Annotated in this window: 25 protein-coding genes; 20 read left to right on the top strand and 5 right to left on the bottom strand. The window is 33.7% G+C overall.

Features of this window, described 5'->3' with window-relative positions; genetic code table 11:
• Nucleotide 1: 1 nt before the first annotated feature.
• The 4 genes from NYE52_RS14890 (at nt 2) to NYE52_RS14875 (ending at nt 2,020) form a co-directional block, all read left to right on the top strand.
• Nucleotides 2-1,135: a bifunctional cystathionine gamma-lyase/homocysteine desulfhydrase gene (locus NYE52_RS14890; RefSeq protein WP_341193793.1), complete on the top strand. Its 1,134-nt coding sequence runs from the start codon at nt 2-4 to the stop codon at nt 1,133-1,135.
• 391 nt (nt 1,136-1,526) lie between these two features.
• Nucleotides 1,527-1,676: a YrzI family small protein gene (locus NYE52_RS14885; RefSeq protein ID WP_341193792.1), complete on the top strand. Its 150-nt coding sequence runs from the start codon at nt 1,527-1,529 to the stop codon at nt 1,674-1,676.
• Nucleotides 1,677-1,703: 27 nt separating this feature from the next.
• Nucleotides 1,704-1,853 (top strand): YrzI family small protein, encoded by a 150-nt coding sequence (locus NYE52_RS14880; RefSeq protein WP_341193791.1) that lies wholly within the window; start codon nt 1,704-1,706, stop codon nt 1,851-1,853.
• 26 nt (nt 1,854-1,879) lie between these two features.
• Complete coding sequence (locus NYE52_RS14875; protein ID WP_341193790.1) at nt 1,880-2,020, top strand: YrzI family small protein; 141 nt, start codon at nt 1,880-1,882, stop codon at nt 2,018-2,020.
• Nucleotides 2,021-2,270: 250 nt separating this feature from the next.
• Here NYE52_RS14875 and NYE52_RS14870 read toward each other — a convergent pair whose 3' ends face one another.
• Nucleotides 2,271-4,208 (bottom strand): fructose-1,6-bisphosphatase, encoded by a 1,938-nt coding sequence (locus NYE52_RS14870; protein WP_341193789.1) that lies wholly within the window; start codon nt 4,206-4,208, stop codon nt 2,271-2,273.
• Nucleotides 4,209-4,508: 300 nt separating this feature from the next.
• Here NYE52_RS14870 and sigK point away from each other — a divergent pair, with 300 nt between their 5' ends.
• The gene (sigK, locus tag NYE52_RS14865; protein ID WP_341193788.1) at nt 4,509-5,228 is read left to right on the top strand and encodes an RNA polymerase sporulation sigma factor SigK; all 720 of its coding nucleotides are present in this window, start codon (nt 4,509-4,511) and stop codon (nt 5,226-5,228) included.
• A gap of 183 nt (nt 5,229-5,411) precedes the next feature.
• On the opposite strand, the gene NYE52_RS14860 is transcribed toward sigK, so the two are convergent.
• The gene (locus tag NYE52_RS14860; RefSeq protein ID WP_341193787.1) at nt 5,412-5,729 is read right to left on the bottom strand and encodes a hypothetical protein; all 318 of its coding nucleotides are present in this window, start codon (nt 5,727-5,729) and stop codon (nt 5,412-5,414) included.
• A 275-nt stretch (nt 5,730-6,004) separates the two neighbouring features.
• On the opposite strand from NYE52_RS14860, the gene NYE52_RS14855 reads away from it, so the two are divergent.
• The 4 genes from NYE52_RS14855 to NYE52_RS14840 all read left to right on the top strand — a co-directional run bounded on the left by NYE52_RS14855 (nt 6,005) and on the right by NYE52_RS14840 (nt 9,726).
• Nucleotides 6,005-6,466 carry a hypothetical protein gene (locus NYE52_RS14855; RefSeq protein WP_341193786.1) on the top strand — a complete coding sequence of 154 codons (462 nt, stop codon included), beginning with the start codon at nt 6,005-6,007 and terminating at the stop codon, nt 6,464-6,466.
• Nucleotides 6,467-6,629: 163 nt separating this feature from the next.
• Nucleotides 6,630-7,397: an N-acetylmuramoyl-L-alanine amidase gene (locus NYE52_RS14850; RefSeq protein ID WP_341193785.1), complete on the top strand. Its 768-nt coding sequence runs from the start codon at nt 6,630-6,632 to the stop codon at nt 7,395-7,397.
• A gap of 116 nt (nt 7,398-7,513) precedes the next feature.
• Nucleotides 7,514-7,732, top strand: a complete 219-nt coding sequence (locus NYE52_RS14845; protein ID WP_341193784.1) for a sporulation protein YjcZ — start codon at nt 7,514-7,516, stop codon at nt 7,730-7,732.
• 203 nt (nt 7,733-7,935) lie between these two features.
• A complete protein-coding gene (locus tag NYE52_RS14840; protein WP_341193783.1) occupies nt 7,936-9,726 on the top strand; it encodes a M3 family oligoendopeptidase in 1,791 nt (596 codons plus the stop codon).
• Nucleotides 9,727-9,841: 115 nt separating this feature from the next.
• Here NYE52_RS14840 and pssA read toward each other — a convergent pair whose 3' ends face one another.
• Nucleotides 9,842-10,381, bottom strand: coding sequence for a CDP-diacylglycerol--serine O-phosphatidyltransferase (pssA, locus tag NYE52_RS14835; RefSeq protein WP_341193782.1), 540 nt, complete (start codon nt 10,379-10,381; stop codon nt 9,842-9,844).
• A 121-nt stretch (nt 10,382-10,502) separates the two neighbouring features.
• Here pssA and NYE52_RS14830 point away from each other — a divergent pair, with 121 nt between their 5' ends.
• Nucleotides 10,503-11,309: a phosphatidylserine decarboxylase gene (locus tag NYE52_RS14830; RefSeq protein ID WP_341193781.1), complete on the top strand. Its 807-nt coding sequence runs from the start codon at nt 10,503-10,505 to the stop codon at nt 11,307-11,309.
• Between the two features lie 423 nt (nt 11,310-11,732).
• On the opposite strand, the gene NYE52_RS14825 is transcribed toward NYE52_RS14830, so the two are convergent.
• The gene (locus NYE52_RS14825; RefSeq protein WP_341193780.1) at nt 11,733-11,873 is read right to left on the bottom strand and encodes a sporulation histidine kinase inhibitor Sda; all 141 of its coding nucleotides are present in this window, start codon (nt 11,871-11,873) and stop codon (nt 11,733-11,735) included.
• Nucleotides 11,874-12,471: 598 nt separating this feature from the next.
• Here NYE52_RS14825 and NYE52_RS14820 point away from each other — a divergent pair.
• The 8 genes from NYE52_RS14820 to NYE52_RS14785 are packed head-to-tail and all read left to right on the top strand — an operon-like array spanning nt 12,472 to nt 17,518.
• On the top strand, nt 12,472-12,987 hold the full coding sequence (locus NYE52_RS14820; RefSeq protein ID WP_341193779.1) for a YqeG family HAD IIIA-type phosphatase: 516 nt from the start codon (nt 12,472-12,474) through the stop codon (nt 12,985-12,987).
• A gap of 3 nt (nt 12,988-12,990) precedes the next feature.
• A complete protein-coding gene (yqeH, locus tag NYE52_RS14815) occupies nt 12,991-14,094 on the top strand; it encodes a ribosome biogenesis GTPase YqeH (protein ID WP_341193778.1) in 1,104 nt (367 codons plus the stop codon).
• A 40-nt stretch (nt 14,095-14,134) separates the two neighbouring features.
• Nucleotides 14,135-14,974 (top strand): shikimate dehydrogenase, encoded by an 840-nt coding sequence (gene aroE, locus NYE52_RS14810; RefSeq protein ID WP_341193777.1) that lies wholly within the window; start codon nt 14,135-14,137, stop codon nt 14,972-14,974.
• The gene (gene yhbY / locus NYE52_RS14805) at nt 14,968-15,261 is read left to right on the top strand and encodes a ribosome assembly RNA-binding protein YhbY (RefSeq protein WP_341193776.1); all 294 of its coding nucleotides are present in this window, start codon (nt 14,968-14,970) and stop codon (nt 15,259-15,261) included. Before aroE ends, yhbY begins: the two co-directional genes overlap by 7 nt.
• A 22-nt stretch (nt 15,262-15,283) precedes the next feature.
• A complete protein-coding gene (locus NYE52_RS14800) occupies nt 15,284-15,853 on the top strand; it encodes a nicotinate-nucleotide adenylyltransferase (RefSeq protein ID WP_341193775.1) in 570 nt (189 codons plus the stop codon).
• Nucleotides 15,843-16,412 (top strand): bis(5'-nucleosyl)-tetraphosphatase (symmetrical) YqeK, encoded by a 570-nt coding sequence (yqeK, locus tag NYE52_RS14795; protein ID WP_341193774.1) that lies wholly within the window; start codon nt 15,843-15,845, stop codon nt 16,410-16,412. The genes NYE52_RS14800 and yqeK overlap by 11 nt, the downstream gene beginning before the upstream one ends.
• On the top strand, nt 16,413-16,769 hold the full coding sequence (gene rsfS / locus NYE52_RS14790) for a ribosome silencing factor (protein ID WP_341193773.1): 357 nt from the start codon (nt 16,413-16,415) through the stop codon (nt 16,767-16,769).
• Complete coding sequence (locus NYE52_RS14785; RefSeq protein ID WP_341193772.1) at nt 16,766-17,518, top strand: class I SAM-dependent methyltransferase; 753 nt, start codon at nt 16,766-16,768, stop codon at nt 17,516-17,518. Before rsfS ends, NYE52_RS14785 begins: the two co-directional genes overlap by 4 nt.
• Nucleotides 17,519-17,661: 143 nt before the next feature.
• On the opposite strand, the gene comER is transcribed toward NYE52_RS14785, so the two are convergent.
• Nucleotides 17,662-18,495 carry a late competence protein ComER gene (gene comER, locus NYE52_RS14780; RefSeq protein WP_341193771.1) on the bottom strand — a complete coding sequence of 278 codons (834 nt, stop codon included), beginning with the start codon at nt 18,493-18,495 and terminating at the stop codon, nt 17,662-17,664.
• 88 nt (nt 18,496-18,583) lie between these two features.
• On the opposite strand from comER, the gene NYE52_RS14775 reads away from it, so the two are divergent.
• Together NYE52_RS14775 and NYE52_RS14770 are read left to right on the top strand one after the other, a co-directional pair.
• Nucleotides 18,584-19,228 (top strand): helix-hairpin-helix domain-containing protein, encoded by a 645-nt coding sequence (locus NYE52_RS14775; RefSeq protein ID WP_341193770.1) that lies wholly within the window; start codon nt 18,584-18,586, stop codon nt 19,226-19,228.
• A gap of 143 nt (nt 19,229-19,371) precedes the next feature.
• Nucleotides 19,372-19,950, top strand: a complete 579-nt coding sequence (locus NYE52_RS14770) for a ComE operon protein 2 (protein WP_341193769.1) — start codon at nt 19,372-19,374, stop codon at nt 19,948-19,950.
• Nucleotides 19,951-19,973 lie beyond the last annotated feature (23 nt).

Below are 19,973 nucleotides of genomic sequence, written 5' to 3'. Positions count from 1 at the left end.
AATGAAAAGAAAAACAAAATTAATTCATGGTGGAGTTCCTAGTGATCCTCATACTGGAGCAGTCAATGTGCCAATATATCAAGTAAGCACATATAAGCAAGATGGAGTTGGGAATCATAAAGGCTTTGAATATTCGAGAACGGGCAATCCTACTCGCCATGCATTAGAAGAACTTATTAAAGATTTAGAAGAAGGAAAAAGAGGGTTTGCTTTTAGCTCTGGAATGGCAGCCATTACAGCAGTTATGATGTTATTTAAAAAGGGAGACCATATTTTACTGACAGATGATGTTTATGGAGGAACTTTTCGTGTGATGACAAAGATTTTAAATAAATTTGGAATAGATGCAACCTTTATCGATACTAGTGATATTAATAATATTCAAGGAGCAATAAAAGAAAATACTGTAGCTTTATATATTGAAACTCCGACAAATCCATTATTGAAAATAACAGACATTCAGGCAGCAGCTCGTGTCGCGAAAGAAAACGGCTTGTTAACAATTGTGGATAACACTTTCTCCACTCCATATTGGCAAACACCATTAACATTAGGGGCAGATATTGTACTTCATAGTGCAACGAAATATCTTGGAGGTCATAGTGATGTTGTAGCTGGATTAGTTGTTGTTAATGATGAAAAATTGGGAGAAGATTTTCATTTTGTTCAAAACTCAACGGGGGGAGTATTAGGACCCCATGATTCTTGGTTACTTATCAGAGGGATGAAAACATTAGGAATACGTATGGAGGAGCATGAAAGCAATACGAAACAAATTGTTGCTTTTCTAGAAGAGCATCCTGCAATATCAAAAGTATATTATCCAGGATTAAGCACCCATCCAAATCATGAAATAAGCAAAAAGCAAGCACTTGGATTTGGAGGAATGGTTAGCTTTGATGTGGGAAGTGCGGAAAATGCTGATAAGCTATTACAAAAGGTTAAATACTTCACTCTTGCAGAAAGCTTAGGAGCTGTGGAAAGCTTAATTTCAGTTCCAGCAAGAATGACTCATGCATCGATCCCAGCAGAAAGAAGAGCAGAGCTTGGTATAACGGATGGCCTAGTGCGTATTTCTGTAGGATTAGAAGATGCAGAGGATTTAATCGAAGACTTAAAACAAGCGTTACAATAAAGAAACAAAGAATAATAAAAAGATTAGAAAACAGTGTGAAATATCTATTTTTTCAAAAAAAGGTTTACAAAACTGGTATTGAAGGATATAATTACCAATGTGAGAAACAAAAAAATTCTAAGGAGGTTGAATAAAATGGCGAGATTATTACCAGAATTATACAATGAAGTAGTAACTGAATATAGTCAATGCACGAATTCAACCACTTCGGAATGGGATTTGTTATCTTAGTTTTTTTAACTAATATATATCCAACCGCAGGGTAGTCGTGTCCTGCGGTTTTATTATGCCTTTTTTTAACCGCAGATAAGTCTATTTGCGGTTTTTTTGTGCACTCACCAGAAAAAAATACCATTTATGTAAGGAAATGCAATAGTTAGGAGGAGTATTAATGACTTTAAATTTAATTTTTCTTACCGTTACACTGAAGAAAAAACAATGGACAAATGCTGAAATCTTGCAGGATTTAGAAATGGAAAAAAGAATCACGGAAAATCGTAGAAAATTAGATGAAATTGGCTACTTAACCCATTGGTTATAACTAATTTCACTCTAGGGAGGTGAAGACATGACCTTAAATATTTTCTTTTTAACAATAACCATTCATTTGAAAAAGATGACGGAAGAAGAATACCATCATCTACAGAAAATCGAACAAATGATGGAAGAAAATAAAAATAAACAGATTCAATCTGGATGCTTCTCTCGCATCAATTAGTAACGAATAATTAGGTGGTGATAGATATGATGATAAATATGCTGTTTTTTACGATAACCTTCGAAGCAAAAAAAATGACGGAAGAAGAAGCGATGCATCAACAATATATTGATAAAGTTATAGAAGAAAATAGAAATAAACAAATGTCAATTACGCGCTTTTTATAAAAAAGTAATGAAAAAATGAGAGGTGGAGATCAAAATGTATTTAATCATCCTGCAGTGCCGTCAATCAATCTTATGGGCAGAGAAAGATACAGACTAACAAGTACATCTAAACCTGTCGTCTTTAACAGGAAAAGAACTGGGTAGTATTTATTGGAAAAAGAGAAGCTGATGAGTTAACTCATCAGCTTCTCTTTTGATCCAAAGGCTAAGTAAATACTTTCTTCGCATTCCAATTTTTGCAGGAACGGTATTATTTTTTTACATATCGATATTCCAACAACTGATTTAAATCGTTCATTTGCTCTAGTAATTTTTGACCTACGTTTGTTTCTAATACCTTCTTCCGCTGAAGTTCTCTATCCACTACTCTTTTGACGGACAAGACGTCTGTACCGTTCTCTAATGCATCTTCTTTTGAAGTAAAGCGCTTATGGGCAACCAATTGCATACCGTAAGAGTTGTATAATAAGGTATATCCTGCAATTCCTGTCTTTGATTGATAAGCCTTGGAGAAACCGCCATCTATAACAATCATTTTACCATTTGCTTTTATAGGATTTTCTCCATTTATTTCAGCAACAGGAGTATGTCCATTAATGATATGTCCTTGGTCTGGATTCAATCCGAATTCCAGTAAAATATTGCGGCATATCTCTTCCTGTTCTCGCAAAAAATAATATGGATTCTTTTTTTCTTTATGGGTTTCTTTCTCATTTATAAAGTATCGCTCAAACGTAGTCATATCTTTTTTGCCAAATAAAGAGGAATTTTCCCCGGTCCATAAATACCATACTAAATCTGTTGCAAAGTCATCAGTAATTTCTGGATGATTAAAGCTAAAGCGTAAATAGGATTCAAATAGATCGAATAATTCCTTTCCACTATAATCTTTCCCATTTATACGCATTTTTTTCATCGTTCCATCTTCATTTAATGGTATACATCCATGGATTAATAAATTACTATTGTATTTTAAATACAAACTTCCTTTATTCATCAAAAAGTGAATATGTCTTGCGAGCTTTTCGGAATGCTGTATCGAAAAAAGCAGTTTATTCATGACTTGTTCTTCTTCTTTTAAAAGAATAGAAGGATCTTCTGAATCAATTGTATGGAAGCAAGTATTTTCTAACGCATAAATTTTCCCGTTTAAATCAATGGTATTCTCTTCGTAATCAATCTTTTCCAGTAGAAGGCGATGGTGCATTTGGAAATCAGGACGCCTTTTAATGATGGGCATTTCCAGTTTAAATTGAATGATGGAAATAGCTTGATGAATTTTGGTAATTTGTAATATATTTTCTTCCGTGTTCTCTTCTTTTTTTGCATTTACCTTTGGACGGAAAGCTTTATTATCCTTATAATATTTATTTGCCAAGTTTAAGAGTGGGCGCAAATTTATTCCATATGCATCTTCAATAATATCTAAATTGTCATATCTCGCACAAATTCGAATAATATTAGCAAGACAGACTTTTGAACCAGCAAATGCACCAATCCATAAAACATCATGATTTCCCCATTGAATATCTACTGAGTGATAATCCATTAATGTATCCAATATTTTATCAGGAAATGGTCCCCGGTCAAATATATCACCGACGACATGTAAATGATCGACAACGAGTCTTTGTATCGTATAAGCTAGGCCAATAATAAGTTTGTTTGCTTGTCCTAATGAAATAATTCTGTTGATGATGCTCGAATAATAATCCGTTTTATTATTCAATTCATTTTTTTCATACAATAATTCTTCAATTATATAAATAAACTGCTTTGGTAATGCTTTTCGAACTTTTGAATTTGTATACTTAGAAGATGCATAGGATACTAATCGAATCATTCTCTCAATCGTATCGGCATACCAATCATCTAGTTCAGATGTATGTATAAACGAATTCACTACTCTTTTTAACTTTTCTTCTGGATAATAAACCAATGTTGCAAATTCATCGATTTCCGTTTTGGAAAGCTCTTCTTTAAATAAATCACGAATTTTTTCTTTCACATTTCCTGAACCATTTCGTAAAACATGTTGAAAAGCATGAAATTCGCCGTGTAGGTCACTGACGAAATGCTCTGTGCCCTTAGGAAGGTTTAAAATCGCGTCTAGATTTATTATTTCGGTAACTACTTTTTCTTCTGAATCGTATTTTTCTGTCAGTAAATCTAAATATTTAGTATCCATTTTGGTTCACCCCCATTTAATAGAAAAACGCTATCGATATATGTATTATACAAGGAATGAGCTGCAATTTAATAACTATTTTAAAATGTCTGGAAAATAATTCTAATGTACCTTTTTAAAGCCATTAAATCAGCGGCTTATTAGATAATATGCTTCTGGCTAATACCCAAAACAGGTGGAGAATAAACCAAAATAAAATAGATTTTCCAAAGTTTATTGTCGTATGGACATGCAAAACCTACTCTCTTTTCACATAGTAATGAAGTATAGGCAAATGTCCTTGAATGTGGAGGTGGAAAGATGTCTGGAATCTTATTGTCGCTTGGAGCTTTATTAAAAGAATTAGTTTTTCTTGTGTCCTATGTTAAGAATAATGCATTTCCCCAACCATTATCAGCGAGTGATGAAAAGAAATATTTAAGATTGATGGCTGAAGGGGATTCCCATGCAAGAAATATGTTGATAGAACATAATTTGCGTTTAGTTGCCCATATTGTGAAAAAATTTGAAAATACAGGTGAAGATTCAGAGGATCTTATTTCGATTGGAACCATCGGTCTTATAAAAGGGATAGAAAGCTTTTCAGAGGGAAAAGGCACGAAATTGGCTACCTATGCTGCTCGTTGTATAGAAAATGAAATTCTAATGCATTTAAGAGCACTGAAAAAAACGAAAAAGGATGTATCTCTTCATGACCCTATTGGTCAGGATAAGGAAGGAAATGAAATTAGCTTAATTGATGTATTGAAGTCAGAATCGGAAGATGTTGTTAATACGATTCAGTTAAATATGGAGCTTGAAAAAGTGAAAGAATATATTGATGTGCTAGATGAAAGAGAAAAAGAAGTAATTATCGGAAGGTTTGGACTTGATTTGAAGAAGGAAAAAACACAACGTGAAATAGCTAAAGAACTAGGCATTTCAAGAAGTTACGTTTCTCGAATTGAAAAAAGAGCTTTGATGAAAATGTTTCATGAATTTTATCGAGCAGAAAAGGAAAAAAAACGAAATAATGATTAGCAGCATACATAAGGATGTAAAAATAAGTGTGCATTCTTATGTGGAGATAGTTGTGTTTCCAATAGAATGAATGAAAAAAGCAAGTTATCGGAAGCATTTAACCAAAATTATTAAGTGATAAAGAGAAGGATAGAGGAGCCGCTTAGTCGCTAGTTGATCTGTGACTAAGTGGCTTTTCTATCCTTAATATTTTGCATAATGTATGTATTCAGTATTGTCTGTAGCAACGGTTTTTACCACTTCCCCTTGCCGGTTTTTGTAGATTTCATACTCTCGATATACTTCTACAATAAAGCCGTCTTCTTCTTTCGTTTCTTCTAATCTGTATTCAAGATCGGGGGCACCGAATATGTCATCTGCATTACTTGAAACCTCTTGCTCTTCATTTGTTAGACCATAATAAAGAACTTGATTTTTATTAATGCTGGATGTTGGGGTTTCTATATATGCGATAAGAGCTAGAAGCAAAATAACGATTATTAAAGAGATTTTTTTCACCATTAATCTCCTCCTTCCTTTTCATTGTATGCATGTCCCTTGGAAGTATGCGAATAGAAAGAGCGTAGTTTTTTTTAATGGAAAATTTAATCATTTTTATCTTTTTAACATCATAACGTTAAAATGGTACAGGCATGTACATCTTTACCTATTCAGACTAGAGGGAATATCTTTAAAAATTTCAAAAAGGTAATTTTTTTATAATAATTGTAATATAAATGAAATGAAAAGTTATTTCATTTCGAAGGTTTAGAGTTAATGGAAGGGGTTGAAGGCCGATGTTTATAAGACAGCTACTATTTATCACATTAATGCTATCCATTCTTACCATTGGACCTATTCATGGCGAGTACGAGTTCAAGGCAAGTGAGCATCAAGATCAAGCGGATATATCTACTTCCGAGCTAAAGGAAATAGTAAAAAATATTCAAAGCAAAGCAGACGTCAACTCCTATCTAGGTACAAATTATCAAGAAGTTAGAGGGGAAATGTACAATAATACTGTCTGGAGATTTGATATATCTCTTAAACCAAACTATCAATTTATGGCCGAACTTGACAGGATAGATATAGAAGGTTTGCAGAAAGGGTTAGTCAATTATATTGTGTTCATCAGTTTTGGTGAAGAGGAGAGCACCATTATAAGTAAATCTATTTATTATTGTGATCACAGTGAAAATGTTCGAGAAGTTAAATATATCGGCAATCAAGAAAAAGAAAATGTGATTTTTTCTAGATAGTGGGGCTCATTGCAAGTCATCTCTATAGACTCTGATCAAAAGATTAAAGCTAAAGTTTCGTTTTACTACTCGTTACTGATTATCTACTTTTTCGTGATAACTAGGCTTTAAAACAAGCAATTTTTCACTACCTATCTATACTATTAGCAAGGTGGTGAAAAGCATGGTGAAAATTTTTATCGATCCTGGACATGGTGGCACAGATTCTGGTGCATCAGGAAATGGATTACTAGAAAAGAATTTAACATTAGAGATTGCACAACAAATAAGCAATATTCTTCAAAGTGAATATGAGAATATTGCTATTCGTATGGGGAGAAATGGAGATTCTACAGTGAGCTTATCAGAAAGAACAGACGCAGCCAATAGCTGGAATGCTGATTTTTATCTTTCCATTCATATTAATGCAGGTGGGGGAACAGGCTTTGAAAGCTATATATACCCAGGAGTTGGAGCACCTACATCCATGTATCAAGAAGCAATTCATGAACAGATAGTCAAAGAGACAGGCTTTAATGATAGAGGGATGAAAAGTGCGAATTTCCATGTGCTAAGAGAAACCAAAATGCCAGCGTTATTAACAGAAAATGGATTTATCGATACAACAGCAGATGTTAATCGATTAAAAGATAGCTCCTTTATTACAAGAATTGCTAGAGGTCATGTCAAAGGTTTAGAAAAAGCATTTTCGCTAAAAAGGAAAGCAATTAATACAACCATTTACCGAGTGCAAATCGGAGCATTTGAAAACAAGGAAAATGCGGATAAACTGGAAGCAAAGGCAAGTAGTGAAGGATTTGCAACAGCTGTTCTGTTTCGAAATAATCTCTATATTGTACAAATTGGTGCCTTTAGTAGTAGAAGTAATGCTGAACAATTGGCAGCAAAGGCGGAAGAAGCAGGTTTTACAACTTTTATTTCCATTAAATAGGAAAATCACGAATGTGTAAAGTGTAAGTACTATAGAAAAATATTAGAAAATAGGACAATTGCCTAAAACATTAGGAACAAAAAAGAATATTTTATAGAAAGAGAGGAGGAAAATTAATGGTTGGTTACGGATACCCGAATCAAATACCACCTGCTGTTCCACTTGGAGGAGGAATAGGACCCACTCCTGTTGGTTATGGATATGGAGCGCCATATGCTGCATATGGAGGCGTATACGGTGGTGCCAGTGGAGTCTGGTACGCATTCTTAATCATTTTGTTTATTGTTATCATTCTTTTCTGGGGTGTTTGGGCATTTGGTGGTTATTTCCGTTAAGTAGAATGAAAGGAAAGAGATAATAGAAAGAGAAAGGGATTATTTTAAATAGATAACAAGCATCGTTTTACAAGAATAGAGATGCTTGTTTTTTTTTAAAAGGTTTTTCTGAAATTTATCATTATTTTGATAGAATGAATGGAAATATTTCGATAATCAAATTATAATGGCATAGTAGTAAAAAGGGAGGAGTGGAAAGGACATTGAGTATAAAAGAATATCAAGAAACATGGGATTTAGAGGGGTTATTTCCAGGAGGAAGCGATTCCTTAAAGTTTAAAGAGCATTTAGCAATATCAATGGATGAAATTGCTAAGTTATCAACATATGTACATACGTTTGAACCTTTAAAAGAAGAAGGGGACCAAGATGTCTTACTACAAATTGTACAGCAGTTTGAGATAGTCGTAAAAAAAGTAAGACAAGCAGGTGCCTTTGTCAGTTGCTTAGAAGCACAGAATATAGAGGATAAAGAGGCGAGCACATTAAGGGGAAGAGTAACCGAATTAAGTGCAAGCTTTCAAAATGTATTAACCATTCTTGATGGGAAATTATCTTTGTATAGTGATATAGAATGGGATTCTTTGTTTAAAGGAAATGATCTTGAGCAACTTTATTTTGTCCTTTCGGAAAGAAGAACAGCTGCAAAAGAGAAATTATCAGAAACAGAAGAAACACTAATTAACAAATTAAGTGTTGATGGTTATTACGGTTGGGGTCAAATGTATGATACCATCGTGGGTAAAATGCAGATTCCTTTTCAAGAGGAGAAATTATCTGTTGGACAAGCTGCAAATAAATTTTCTAATCCTGATCGATCAATTAGAAAAAAGGTTTTTTTTGAATGGGAAAAGGCTTGGGATGCAAATGGAGAAGTTCTGGCTAAAACATTAAACCATTTAGCTGGCTTTCGATTAAATGTGTATGGAATGAGAGGCTGGAATAGTTTTTTAAAAGAACCATTGGATATGAATCGCATGCAAGAAAAAACATTGCGAGCAATGTGGAATGCAATTTCTAAAAATAAACAACCTTTTGTACAGTTTTTAGAAAGAAAAGCGAAACTTTTAGGATTAGATAAATTAAGCTGGTATGACTTGGATGCTCCACTTGGGAAGGTAGAAACAAAAATGTCCTATCAAGAGGGTGCTGAATTTATCATGAAGCACTTTGAAGAATTCGGAACAGAAATGGCTACTTTTGCAAAAAAAGCCTTTGAAGATAAATGGATAGAAGCTGAAGATAGAAAAGGCAAGCGACCAGGTGGCTTCCATACTTATTTTCCAGAAAGTGCTCAATCACGGATTTTTATGACATATTCTGGTACTCCGTCAAATGTCTCGACGTTAGCCCATGAATTAGGTCATGGTTTTCATACCTATGTGATGAGAGATATGCATACATTAAATAGAAATTATGCGATGAATGTGGCTGAAACAGCGTCTACCTTTGCTGAGATGATTGTGTCGGATGCAGCTGTAAAAGCTGCTTCCACAGAAGAAGAAAAGCTGGTATTACTTGAGGATAAAATCCAGCGCTCTATAGCATTATTAATGAATATTCACGCTCGTTTTCTATTCGAAACAAAATTTTATGAAGAACGCCAAAAGGGACTTGTTCGAAAAGAGCGATTAAATTGGTTAATGCTGGATGCTCAAAAAGAAGCATATGGTGAGGCTTTGGCGGAATATCATCCTTCTTTTTGGAGTTCAAAATTACACTTCTTTATAACAGGTGTACCTTTCTATAATTTCCCTTATACCTTTGGTTTTCTGTTTTCTCTTGGCATATATGCTAAAGCAATAGAAGAAGGAAAAGGGTATGAGGAGAAGTATATTGCATTATTAAGGGATACAGCAAGCATGACAGTAGAAGAATTGGCATATAAGCACCTCCAAGTTGATTTAACTCAAGAAGAATTTTGGAACAGCGCTATTCAACTTTGTACCAAGGATGTAGAAGAATTCTTGGAGTTAACACACGAAAAAATATAGAATTACGTATAATCCCATTCAATAAATAAAGAGACCTCATAATCTAGCCTGTTTAAAGCTGTTTTATGAGGTCCTTACTTTTAAAAAAGGTAAAATGTTCCTTAATAAAAGGTAGTTAAATTTTTCTCCATTTAAAACTTCCAATCATTAGTACAGAAAGAATTAGCATAAGAAATAAATAGATATGTGGCGGCATGAAAGCGAACCACAGACAGCTAAAGGTTAAGATACAGCCAGCAGCTGTTATTGGTAAGCCTGTAAAAAAGCCATGACTTTCTGTAATATTAAATCGAGCTAATCGAAAAGCTCCACAAACGATATACAGAACGGTGAAAAAGGAACCAGGAGCCCCTAATTCAAATAACACTCCTTGGTATACTAATAATGCTGGTGCTACCCCAAACGAAATGATGTCGCTCATAGAATCAAGCTGTTTACCAAGCTCTGATTCTATATTAAATTTTCGGGCAGTCATTCCATCAAGCCGATCTGCTAATGCAGCAATAAAAATAAGTAATAGACTTAATTGGAGATGTCCCTTTAAACTATAAATAATTGCAAAAGATCCTAAAAAAATATTTGTTAATGTTAAAACATTTGCTAATTGTGTTTTTATTTTTTTGATGGTTTGTTCTAAAACTCCATTAAAAAACATTAGATTCACTCCCAGTATGAAATGAAATTCATACAACTATTTTATATATAATCATATATAATTTTAATGTAGTATATGAATATTCGTAAAGAAAAATTTTATTTATTGGAGGATTGCTTCGTTGAAACAAACAATATATCGACTTTGTATCGAACTAACAAACGGAAGATGGAGTTCTATTTTAATTAAAAAATTTGCCTATTCTAGATGGAGCCGTTATATTATCCCTTCCTTTGCAAAGATTTATCAAATAAATATAGATGAAATGGAAAAAAAACTACAGGAATATCGCTCACTACATGAATTTTTTATTAGAAAATTAAAAACGGATTGCCGAAAAATTAATGCAGCAGCAGGAGAAATAATTAGCCCTGTAGATGCAGTAATTGAAGATATAGGAAAAGTAAGAATTGATCAATCCATTTTAGTAAAAGGAAAATCGTATTCAATTGATGAAATGCTTGGAGATGAAAAAATAGTTAATAAATATGTAGGTGGGACTTATCTAATTTTTTATTTAAGCCCAAGCCACTATCATCGAATTCACTGTCCTGCAACTGGGATAGTGGCAAAACGTTGGACTCTTGGAAGCAAGTCGTATCCTGTTAATAAATATGGTTTGAAATGGGGAAAATCGACCTTATCTAAAAATTATCGATCTATAACTGAAATCAGGACAGAGGAAGGAAATAGCCTTTGTATGGTCAAAGTTGGGGCAATGTTTATTAACTCTATTATATTAAGTCATGAAAAAGAGAGCTTAGTACAAGGGGAGGAAATGGCCTATTTTTCCTTCGGTTCTACTGTTGTGCTATTATTTGAAAAAAATACATTTATACAGAAAGACTTTCCTTCTATACCATATCCGGTTAAAATAGGAGAGGTTATTGGAGAAATTAGCAAAGTAGATACATCGAAGGCTCTATAGAAATAAAGGAAGTCTTTAAAATGTAAGATAATGAACGTAAATGGATAAGTATGAATCACTTTGCTTTTCTTTCGTTTACTAAGCAAGGTGTTTTATGCTGTCTTCTTTAGGTTAGTGATATGGTTAAACCAATACTTTTCCATTAAAAAGACGGCTGTTTTTGTAGAGTTTGTTGCCATGATCGCTGACTGAATAGACTTCTCACTTTGCTTTGGGGGCGATTTTAGTATCTTCGGCTATGCCTAAGGCTCTCACCTTTCTAGCTTAGCCCATAGAGAGTCTACATGTATTCAGACTGCTCGTCATTTCTCATTCATTTATTTTTCCTATTAAAAAGCAACAATTTTTTAGCAAATGGCCAAAAGAAAAACAGCCTAATTTAAGGCTGTTTTCAAATGTATAGATGATTCGATTTTTTTTCATTTAAGAGGAAACTTTTATCTGGTTGCTTAAAGAACGTCGGTGAATTTCAGTTTCGATGAGACGAATAAATTCAGGGCTTAGGTTTAGTTCCCTTGCTTTATGATAGGACTCAATCAATAATTCATCTGACAGTTTTCGCATGCCAGAAACACCTCCATTCGAATAAATATAAGTACTTTTGCTAGAATTAAATATATAAATGTAATCGTCTTAAATGCTGAAAAAGGTATTCAATCGTTCTTTAGATGAAATTAGCTATTTAAAAATGGGCACCATACCTACTATATACACAAATCAACATCGTTTATTTTATTGCTTGTCCTACACAATGGTTAGTACGATACATTTTTTGTTTTTTTATTCCTTTTTCTGCAAGTTGGCCTTGGAAGTTAATTGGATATTATTCTGTATCCTTACTTTAACAAAAATAAACATAGAGAACAACTGTTCGTTTATCCACAATAGATAGTGGATAACCTGTGATTATTTTGTTGAGAAGTGTGTGGATTATACGTAAATCAAAGGGTATTATGTGTATAATGTTATCCACATATGTTGAAAAATGCGTTTTTTGTCGAAAATTATTTTGTTAATATCAAAAAAAGAATGGATAAGGTATCTTCTTTAAGAAGAAAAACGGTATAATATTACTTTCTTCTAAAGTGAAAAATGGTTACGATAAAAAGAGCAAGATATATTGGGGAAAACATAGAAATGAAAGAGTTAAGAGGTGTTATTAGTGTTTAATCAATTTTTGCCTAATCAGTTTGTTAAAAATATATTGGAGATTTCACCAGAAAGCTTAAAAGAAAAGGGAATTAAGGGGATTATTACTGACTTAGATAATACGTTAGTTGAATGGGATCGCCCGCTTGCAACACCACAAATTATTGAATGGTTTGCAGAAATGAAGAGAAATGACATTAAAGTAACTATTGTTTCTAATAATAAAGAAGCGAGAGTAAAGTCATTCTCTGATCCATTGCAGATTCCTTTTATCTTTTCTGCGCGCAAGCCACTTGGTCGAGCTTTCAAGAAAGCAGTCATGCAAATGAATGTGAAAAAAGAAGAGACTGTAGTAATTGGTGATCAATTACTAACAGATGTTCTTGGTGGAAATAGAAGTGGATTTCATACTATTTTAGTTGTTCCAGTTGCACAAACAGATGGATTTATGACAAGAATTAATCGGAAAATGGAAAGAAGAATTTTAAATTGGTTTCGTAGAAACGGAAAATTGACTTGGGAGGATTAATAAGTGACAGAAAGAATACATTGTATTGGCTGTGGAGTTGCCATTCAGACGGAAAATAAAAATGAATTAGGATATGCACCTTCTTCATCTCTGGAAAAAGAAGAGGTTATTTGTCAAAGATGTTTCCGTTTAAAGCATTATAATGAAGTGCAGGATGTTTCTTTAACAGATGATGATTTTTTGAAGATTTTAAATGAGATTGGCCAAAGCGATAGCCTCATTGTAAAACTAGTAGATATATTTGATTTCAATGGAAGCTGGCTACCTGGTCTACATCGTTTTACTGGGAAAAATAAGGTTATTTTAATAGGAAATAAAGTCGATCTTTTACCAAAATCAGTGAAACAACAGAAGGTCATTAATTGGATGAAAAAAGAGGCGAAAGATCTAGGATTAAGACCTGAAGATGTGTATCTTGTTAGTGCTGAAAAAGGAAAGAATGTAAAGGAAGTATTAGAAGCAATAGATTATCATCGTAATGGAAAAAATGTCTATGTGGTTGGTTGTACCAATGTAGGGAAATCGACTTTTATAAATCGAATCCTTAAAGAGGTTTCTGGTGAAGAGAATGTAATCACAACTTCCCATTTTCCTGGTACTACACTAGATATAATTGAAATCCCTTTATCTGATGGCAAATTTTTAGTAGATACTCCTGGAATCATTAATCATCATCAAATGGCACATTTTGTTGACAAAAAGGATTTAAAAGTCATTACTCCGAAGAAGGAAATTAAAGCAAGAATTTTTCAATTAAATGATAAACAAACACTTTTCTTTGGGGGACTAGCTAGATTTGATTTTGTAAAAGGGGATCGTAATAGCTTTGTATGCTATTTTTCTAATGAGATAACGATTCATCGTACAAAGTTGGAAAATGCAGATGAGTTATATAAAAAGCATGCGGGGGATTTATTAACTCCACCAAATAGAGAGCAAATGGAAGAATTTCCAGAGCTAGTTAGACATGATTTCTCGATTAAAGAACCGAAGACAGATATTGTTTTTTCGGGATTGGGATGGATAACGGTTAATGAACCAAATATACAAGTATCTGTCTATGTTCCAAAAGGCGTTCATGCCATGCTGCGTAAATCACTGATATAAACGTGATTAGCAATTTCAATTAGAGGAAAGGGAGAGCGGTATGAGGAAAAATTATGCAGTAATTGGCGATCCAATTCAACACTCGATGTCACCTGTTATGCACAATGATCTTTTTCAATTCTACGGATTAGATGCTGAGATGAAAAAGATACATATAAAAAAAGAACAGTTCGAAAGTGGAATAAACAAGTTAAGAGAAATGAATATATCTGGATTCAATGTTACTGTACCACATAAACAAGCAATTATTCCCTTTTTAGATGAACTAGACCCATTGAGTAAAGCAATTGGTGCTGTAAATACGGTAGTATGTGAAGATGGGAAGTGGATTGGGTATAATACAGATGGAGAAGGGTATTTAAAAGGGCTTTTAAAACAGTTTCCTGATGTAAAACAGACAAGAACATTAATTATTGGAAGTGGTGGCGCAGCAAGAGGCATTTATTTTACTTTGGCTCATTATGGCGTACAACAAATCGATATATGTAATCGGACTCTTTCTAAGGCAGAAGCCTTAAAAGAGGCATGTCCATATCCAGTTAATACGACTATAATGGAAACAACTCAAGCAGAAAAGAAGCTTGGTGAATATGGTCTGGTCATACAAACAACTTCTATCGGCATGTCACCAAATATAGATGCTTCTCCTATTCAAATGAGCAATTTGATGGATGGGACGTTCGTAAGTGATATAATCTATAACCCATCGGAAACAAAAATATTAATGGATGCGAAAGCTAAAGGGGCAATCATTCAAAACGGGATTGATATGTTTATATATCAAGGAGCTTTAGCTTTTGAAAAATGGCAACGGATTTTTCCAGATACAGAGAGAATGCGACAAAATGTTTTAGCACAACTAGGAGGATTATCATGTTAAGAGGTAAACAAAAAAGATTTTTAAGAGCAAAGGCACACCATTTAAACCCTATATTCCAAGTAGGAAAAGGTGGCGTCAATGAAAATATGATTAAGCAAATAAGTGAAGCTTTAGAAGTAAGAGAACTTTTAAAGATCAGCATTCTGCAAAACTGTGATGAAGATAGGGATACGGTTGCAAGTGAATTAGTAAATGGAACGAAAAGTGAGTTAGTTCAAATTATTGGAAATACAATCGTTTTATATAAAGAATCGAAAGAAAATAAAACGATAAATTTACCATCTTAAGTCGATAGAAGAGGCGATTTATTTGAAAAAAGTAGGGATATTGGGAGGGACCTTTGATCCTCCTCATATAGGACATCTAATTATAGCCAATGAAGTACTGCATGCAAAAAAATTAGATGAGATTTGGTTTATGCCAAATCAAGAACCTCCACATAAAATAAAATCAGGTAATGTAACGAATATTCAGCGAATGGAAATGTTACAATTATCCATAGAGGCCCATGCTGCCTTTCAAGTCGAGACGATTGAATTAGACAGGGAAGGCAAATCTTATACCTATGATACGATGAAGCTTTTAAATGAGATTTATCCTAATATTGATTTTTATTTTATAATAGGTGCCGATATGGTAGAATATTTGCCTAAATGGTATAAAATTCAAGAGCTTATGCAAATCGTGCAATTTATAAGTGTGAATCGTCCTAAATATCAATTAGAAACGGAGTACCCTGTTCAATATGTAAAGGTTCCTGATATTAATATTTCCTCTAGCTTAATTCGTGAAAGGGTTAGAGACGGGGAAACTATTTCATTTTTAGTCAGAGATGAAGTAAAGAGATATATTGAGGAGAATCGGCTATATGAATCGTGAAGAAGCATTACTAATAGTGAAAGAACAAATAACGGAAAAGCGTTATATTCACACAATAGGTGTAATGGAAACAGCTATTAAATTAGCAGAAAAGTATGGTGGAGATGTCAAAAAGGCAGAAACAGCAGCGATTTTCCACGATTACGCAAAATTTCGCCCTAAGCATGAAATGAAACAGATTATTGTACAGCAAAATATGGATCCAAATCTTTTGTTGTTTCATTCTGAACTTTGGCATGCGCCAGTTGGTGCTTTTTTAGTAGAAAAAGAAGTGGGAATAAACGATAAAGAAATACTTGATGCGATAAGGTATCATACATCTGGTAGACCTGAAATGAGCATGCTAGAGAAAATAGTTTATTTAGCTGATTATATGGAACCAGGAAGAGCATTCCCAGGTGTCGATGAAGTAAGGGAATTAGCAGAAGTGAGTTTTGAACGTGCTTTTTTACAAGCGGTAAAAAATACAATTATGTTTCTTATCAGGAATAATCGTGCAGTATTTCCTTTAAGCTTTGAAACGTATAATAGTTATTGTATAAATATGGAGGTTGATTGAATGGATGAACGTAATTTATTATGGACAGCTGTAAAGGCAGCTGATTCGAAAAGAGCAGAAAATATTGTAGCCCTAAATATGAAGGGGATTTCTCTTGTGGCAGATTATTTCGTGATTTGTCATGGAAACTCAGACAAGCAAGTACAAGCAATTGCAAATGAAATTAAAGATAAAGCTGGTGAACTTGGTATTACGGTTAAACGCTTTGAAGGTTTTAATGAAGCAAAATGGATTCTAGTTGATTTAGGTGATATCATCGTTCATGTCTTCCATCGCGATGAAAGAACTTACTATAATTTAGAACGTCTTTGGGGAGACGCTCCAGTTGAAAACATTGAAAGCGTGATTAGTCAATGAGTTATGAGCAGTTTGCCTATCTTTATGATCGACTAATGAATGATGTACCATACGATAAGTGGGTACAGCTTATAAAAAAGGCTGCAATCGATTATAAAGTCAATGGAGCAAACCTTTTAGATTTAGCATGTGGAACAGGTGAATTATCAATTAGGTTGTCCCGGGCTGGGTTTCAAGTTACCGGTGTTGATTTATCAGAGGATATGCTAAGTGTTGCACAGGCAAAAACAATGGAAACAGGAGAAGCCATTTTTTATCTAGAGCAAGATATGTCTCAGTTAGAAGGCTTACCTGTTTTCGATCTTATCTGTATATGCTGTGATTCCATCAATTATTTACAAACAGAAGAAGAAGTGATTCGTACATTTAAAAGTGTTTATGAGCATTTGGATGAAAGAGGTCTATTTATATTCGATGTTCATTCTTTATATAAAATGAATCATTTATTTATTAATCAAACCTATGCGGTAAATGATGAGGATTTAAGCCTCATTTGGCAGTGCTATGAAGGGGATTACCCGAATAGTGTAGAACATGATTTAAGCTTTTTCCAATTGGATGATAAAACAGATATGTATATTCGCTATGATGAACTCCATTTTCAACGAACCTACTCTTTGGAGCAATATAGCGAATGGCTCGAACAAGCTGGTTTTACCATTTTAAAAGTAGAAGCAGATTTTTCGGAGGGTCCGATAGAGGATACTGCAGAACGAATTTTCTTTTATTGTAAAAAGAAGATTGTATAAAAAAATACATAAGAAAAGGGGAATGTTCCACGATGGATCATTCCTTTTTCTTATGTTCTGATAAAAATATTTTAGATGGTGATTATAATAATTTAAATGGAAAGAAGGAATTTGCTCCAGTCTTATAGAATGTCTTATTTGCATTATATATTTTTGTGACCAGAAACTAGATTTTTCAGGGATAGCTTATCATCCTCATATTTTGCCTGTGTCGCTTGAAATAATTGATTAAAAGTATCTCCTAATTGACGTTCTAAAACGTTAATTCCTTCGCCAGTAATTCCACCCTTTACACTTACTTTTTCCTGTAAAGTAGGCAAAGTATAATAGCCTTTCTTCAATAACTCTCCTAAGCCAATAAGCATTTCACTGGCTAGTTTAGTTGCAGTTTCTAAATCGATTTCTGTTTCATCCACTGCCCCTTCTATAAACTTCCTAGTAAGATAACAAAAAAATGCTGGTCCGCAACTTACTATATCAGAGGCAACCCTCGTTATATTATCTTCAATTTCTAATGGAGTCGAAAATTTTTCATAGAAACTCTCTAATTGTTTTTTCCACTCTTCTGTACAATTCCTTCCAAAAGAGAACAAAGAAACTCCTGCTAATGCTCTATTTGTAATGCTTGGTATAATCCGTGCAACAGAGCAATTGAAGAAAGTATCCAGTTGGCTAGGGCTAATTGGACTTGTAATCGAAACTACACATTTATCCTTTGTTAAGACTGGAGAAATGGTTTTGGCGACCCCATACATATCATGTGGCTTTACGCATAAAAAGATAAGATCTGTTTCTTTAGCTATTTCAATATCGCTAGTGCTTATATTTATGTTTGGATAATTTTCCTTAATTTCTAATGCTTTGTTCAGTGTTCGATTATAAATAAATACGTCTTCGGGGGAAATAGCATTTCCATCAATCATCGCTTCTACTAATATTTTCCCCATATTTCCTGTACCAATCATTCCGATTTTCATTTTTCCTTCCCCCCCTATAATGAGCGGTTTCTCATATAACGATATGAAGCAATGATAAAAAATATACCTGAAAGGATGATTAGTTATTATGGATTGGCTACGTAAAAATAAAAAATTCCTGATTATTGTTATAGGAGGAATATTTCTTCTGCTGTTATATCGTTTTTACCCTATCCTTATGCAAAAAAACGAGGAAGAAGACTACTTACAGCAAGCTGATTTTTTTGCAGGAGGAGAGGAAACGTCAGTAGAAGCCAATATGATTGAAGAAGAAGAGAAAGTTACAGTAATGCTTATAGATGTAAAAGGAGCTGTCAAAAATCCAGGAGTTTATGAGGCAAGGGAGGGAGATCGTGTAAATGATATTATTATAAAAGCAGGTGGTATTTTGGAAAAGGGAGAAAAAAATGCAGTGAATTTTGCAATGAAGGTTTCTGATGAGATGATTATTTATGTTCCTTTTATTGGAGAAGAGGAAGAAGGAGCTCTAATGACAGAAGCTAGCAATCAGGCTCAGACAAGTTCTTCTTCAAAAGAAGGATTAATTAATATAAATAAAGCGAGTGAAACAGAATTGCTCCAAATACCAGGAGTTGGACCAGCTAAAGCGACAGCTATTATAGAATATCGTGAACAGAATGGGGGATTTTCTGCAAAGGAAGATATGAAGAAAATAAGTGGAATTGGAGAGAAAACTTATGAGAAATTGGAAGCTTTCATTACAATAAATTAAATTTTATCTGAAAAATATATTGGAGAGGGGTGGGGGGAGGAAATGTTTTTCGCAATTGACTCAAAACTTACTTCCCGATAAACTAAATGAAGATTAGAATTTTGTCTTTCTTTTTATTTTGTTAATTATGGGAGTGAATATAATTGGATAGAATTTCATGGAATGAGTATTTTATGGCACAAAGTGAATTATTAGCTTTAAGAAGCACGTGTACAAGATTGGCAGTTGGAGCGACGATTGTTCGAGATAAGCGGATAATAGCAGGTGGATATAATGGTAGTATAGCTGGGGGCGTTCATTGTATTGATGAAGGCTGTTATGTAATTGATAATCATTGTGTTAGAACGATTCATGCAGAAATGAATGCGATTTTACAATGTGCTAAATTTGGTGTTCCAACAGATGGTTCAGATATATATGTTACTCATTTTCCTTGTCTACAGTGCTGTAAGGCGATTGTACAAGCTGGGATTAAAACAGTTTATTATGAAATGGATTATAAAAATCATCCATACGCACTAGAGCTGTTTAAACAAGCTAATATTGCAACTGTACAAGTGGAAAGAAAGGAAATTGATAACAAAGAAGAGAAAAAGGCTTTTGTGGAAGCCCTTGTAAAAAAAATAAAAGATAATAATGAAGATGCTGTGGATGTAGATATGTTAGAAAAAAGAGCAGAAGAATTATTTTCTATTTTACCTACAGCAAAGACGTCTATTTGATCAACCATCACCTTTTTCTAGTC

This window comes from Niallia sp. FSL W8-0635 (assembly GCF_038007965.1).
In the GTDB taxonomy this organism is placed as follows: Bacteria; Bacillota; Bacilli; order Bacillales; family Cytobacillaceae; genus Niallia.
The sequence above is the reverse complement of the archived record's forward strand: the minus strand, read 5'-3'. Positions and strand labels throughout refer to the sequence as shown.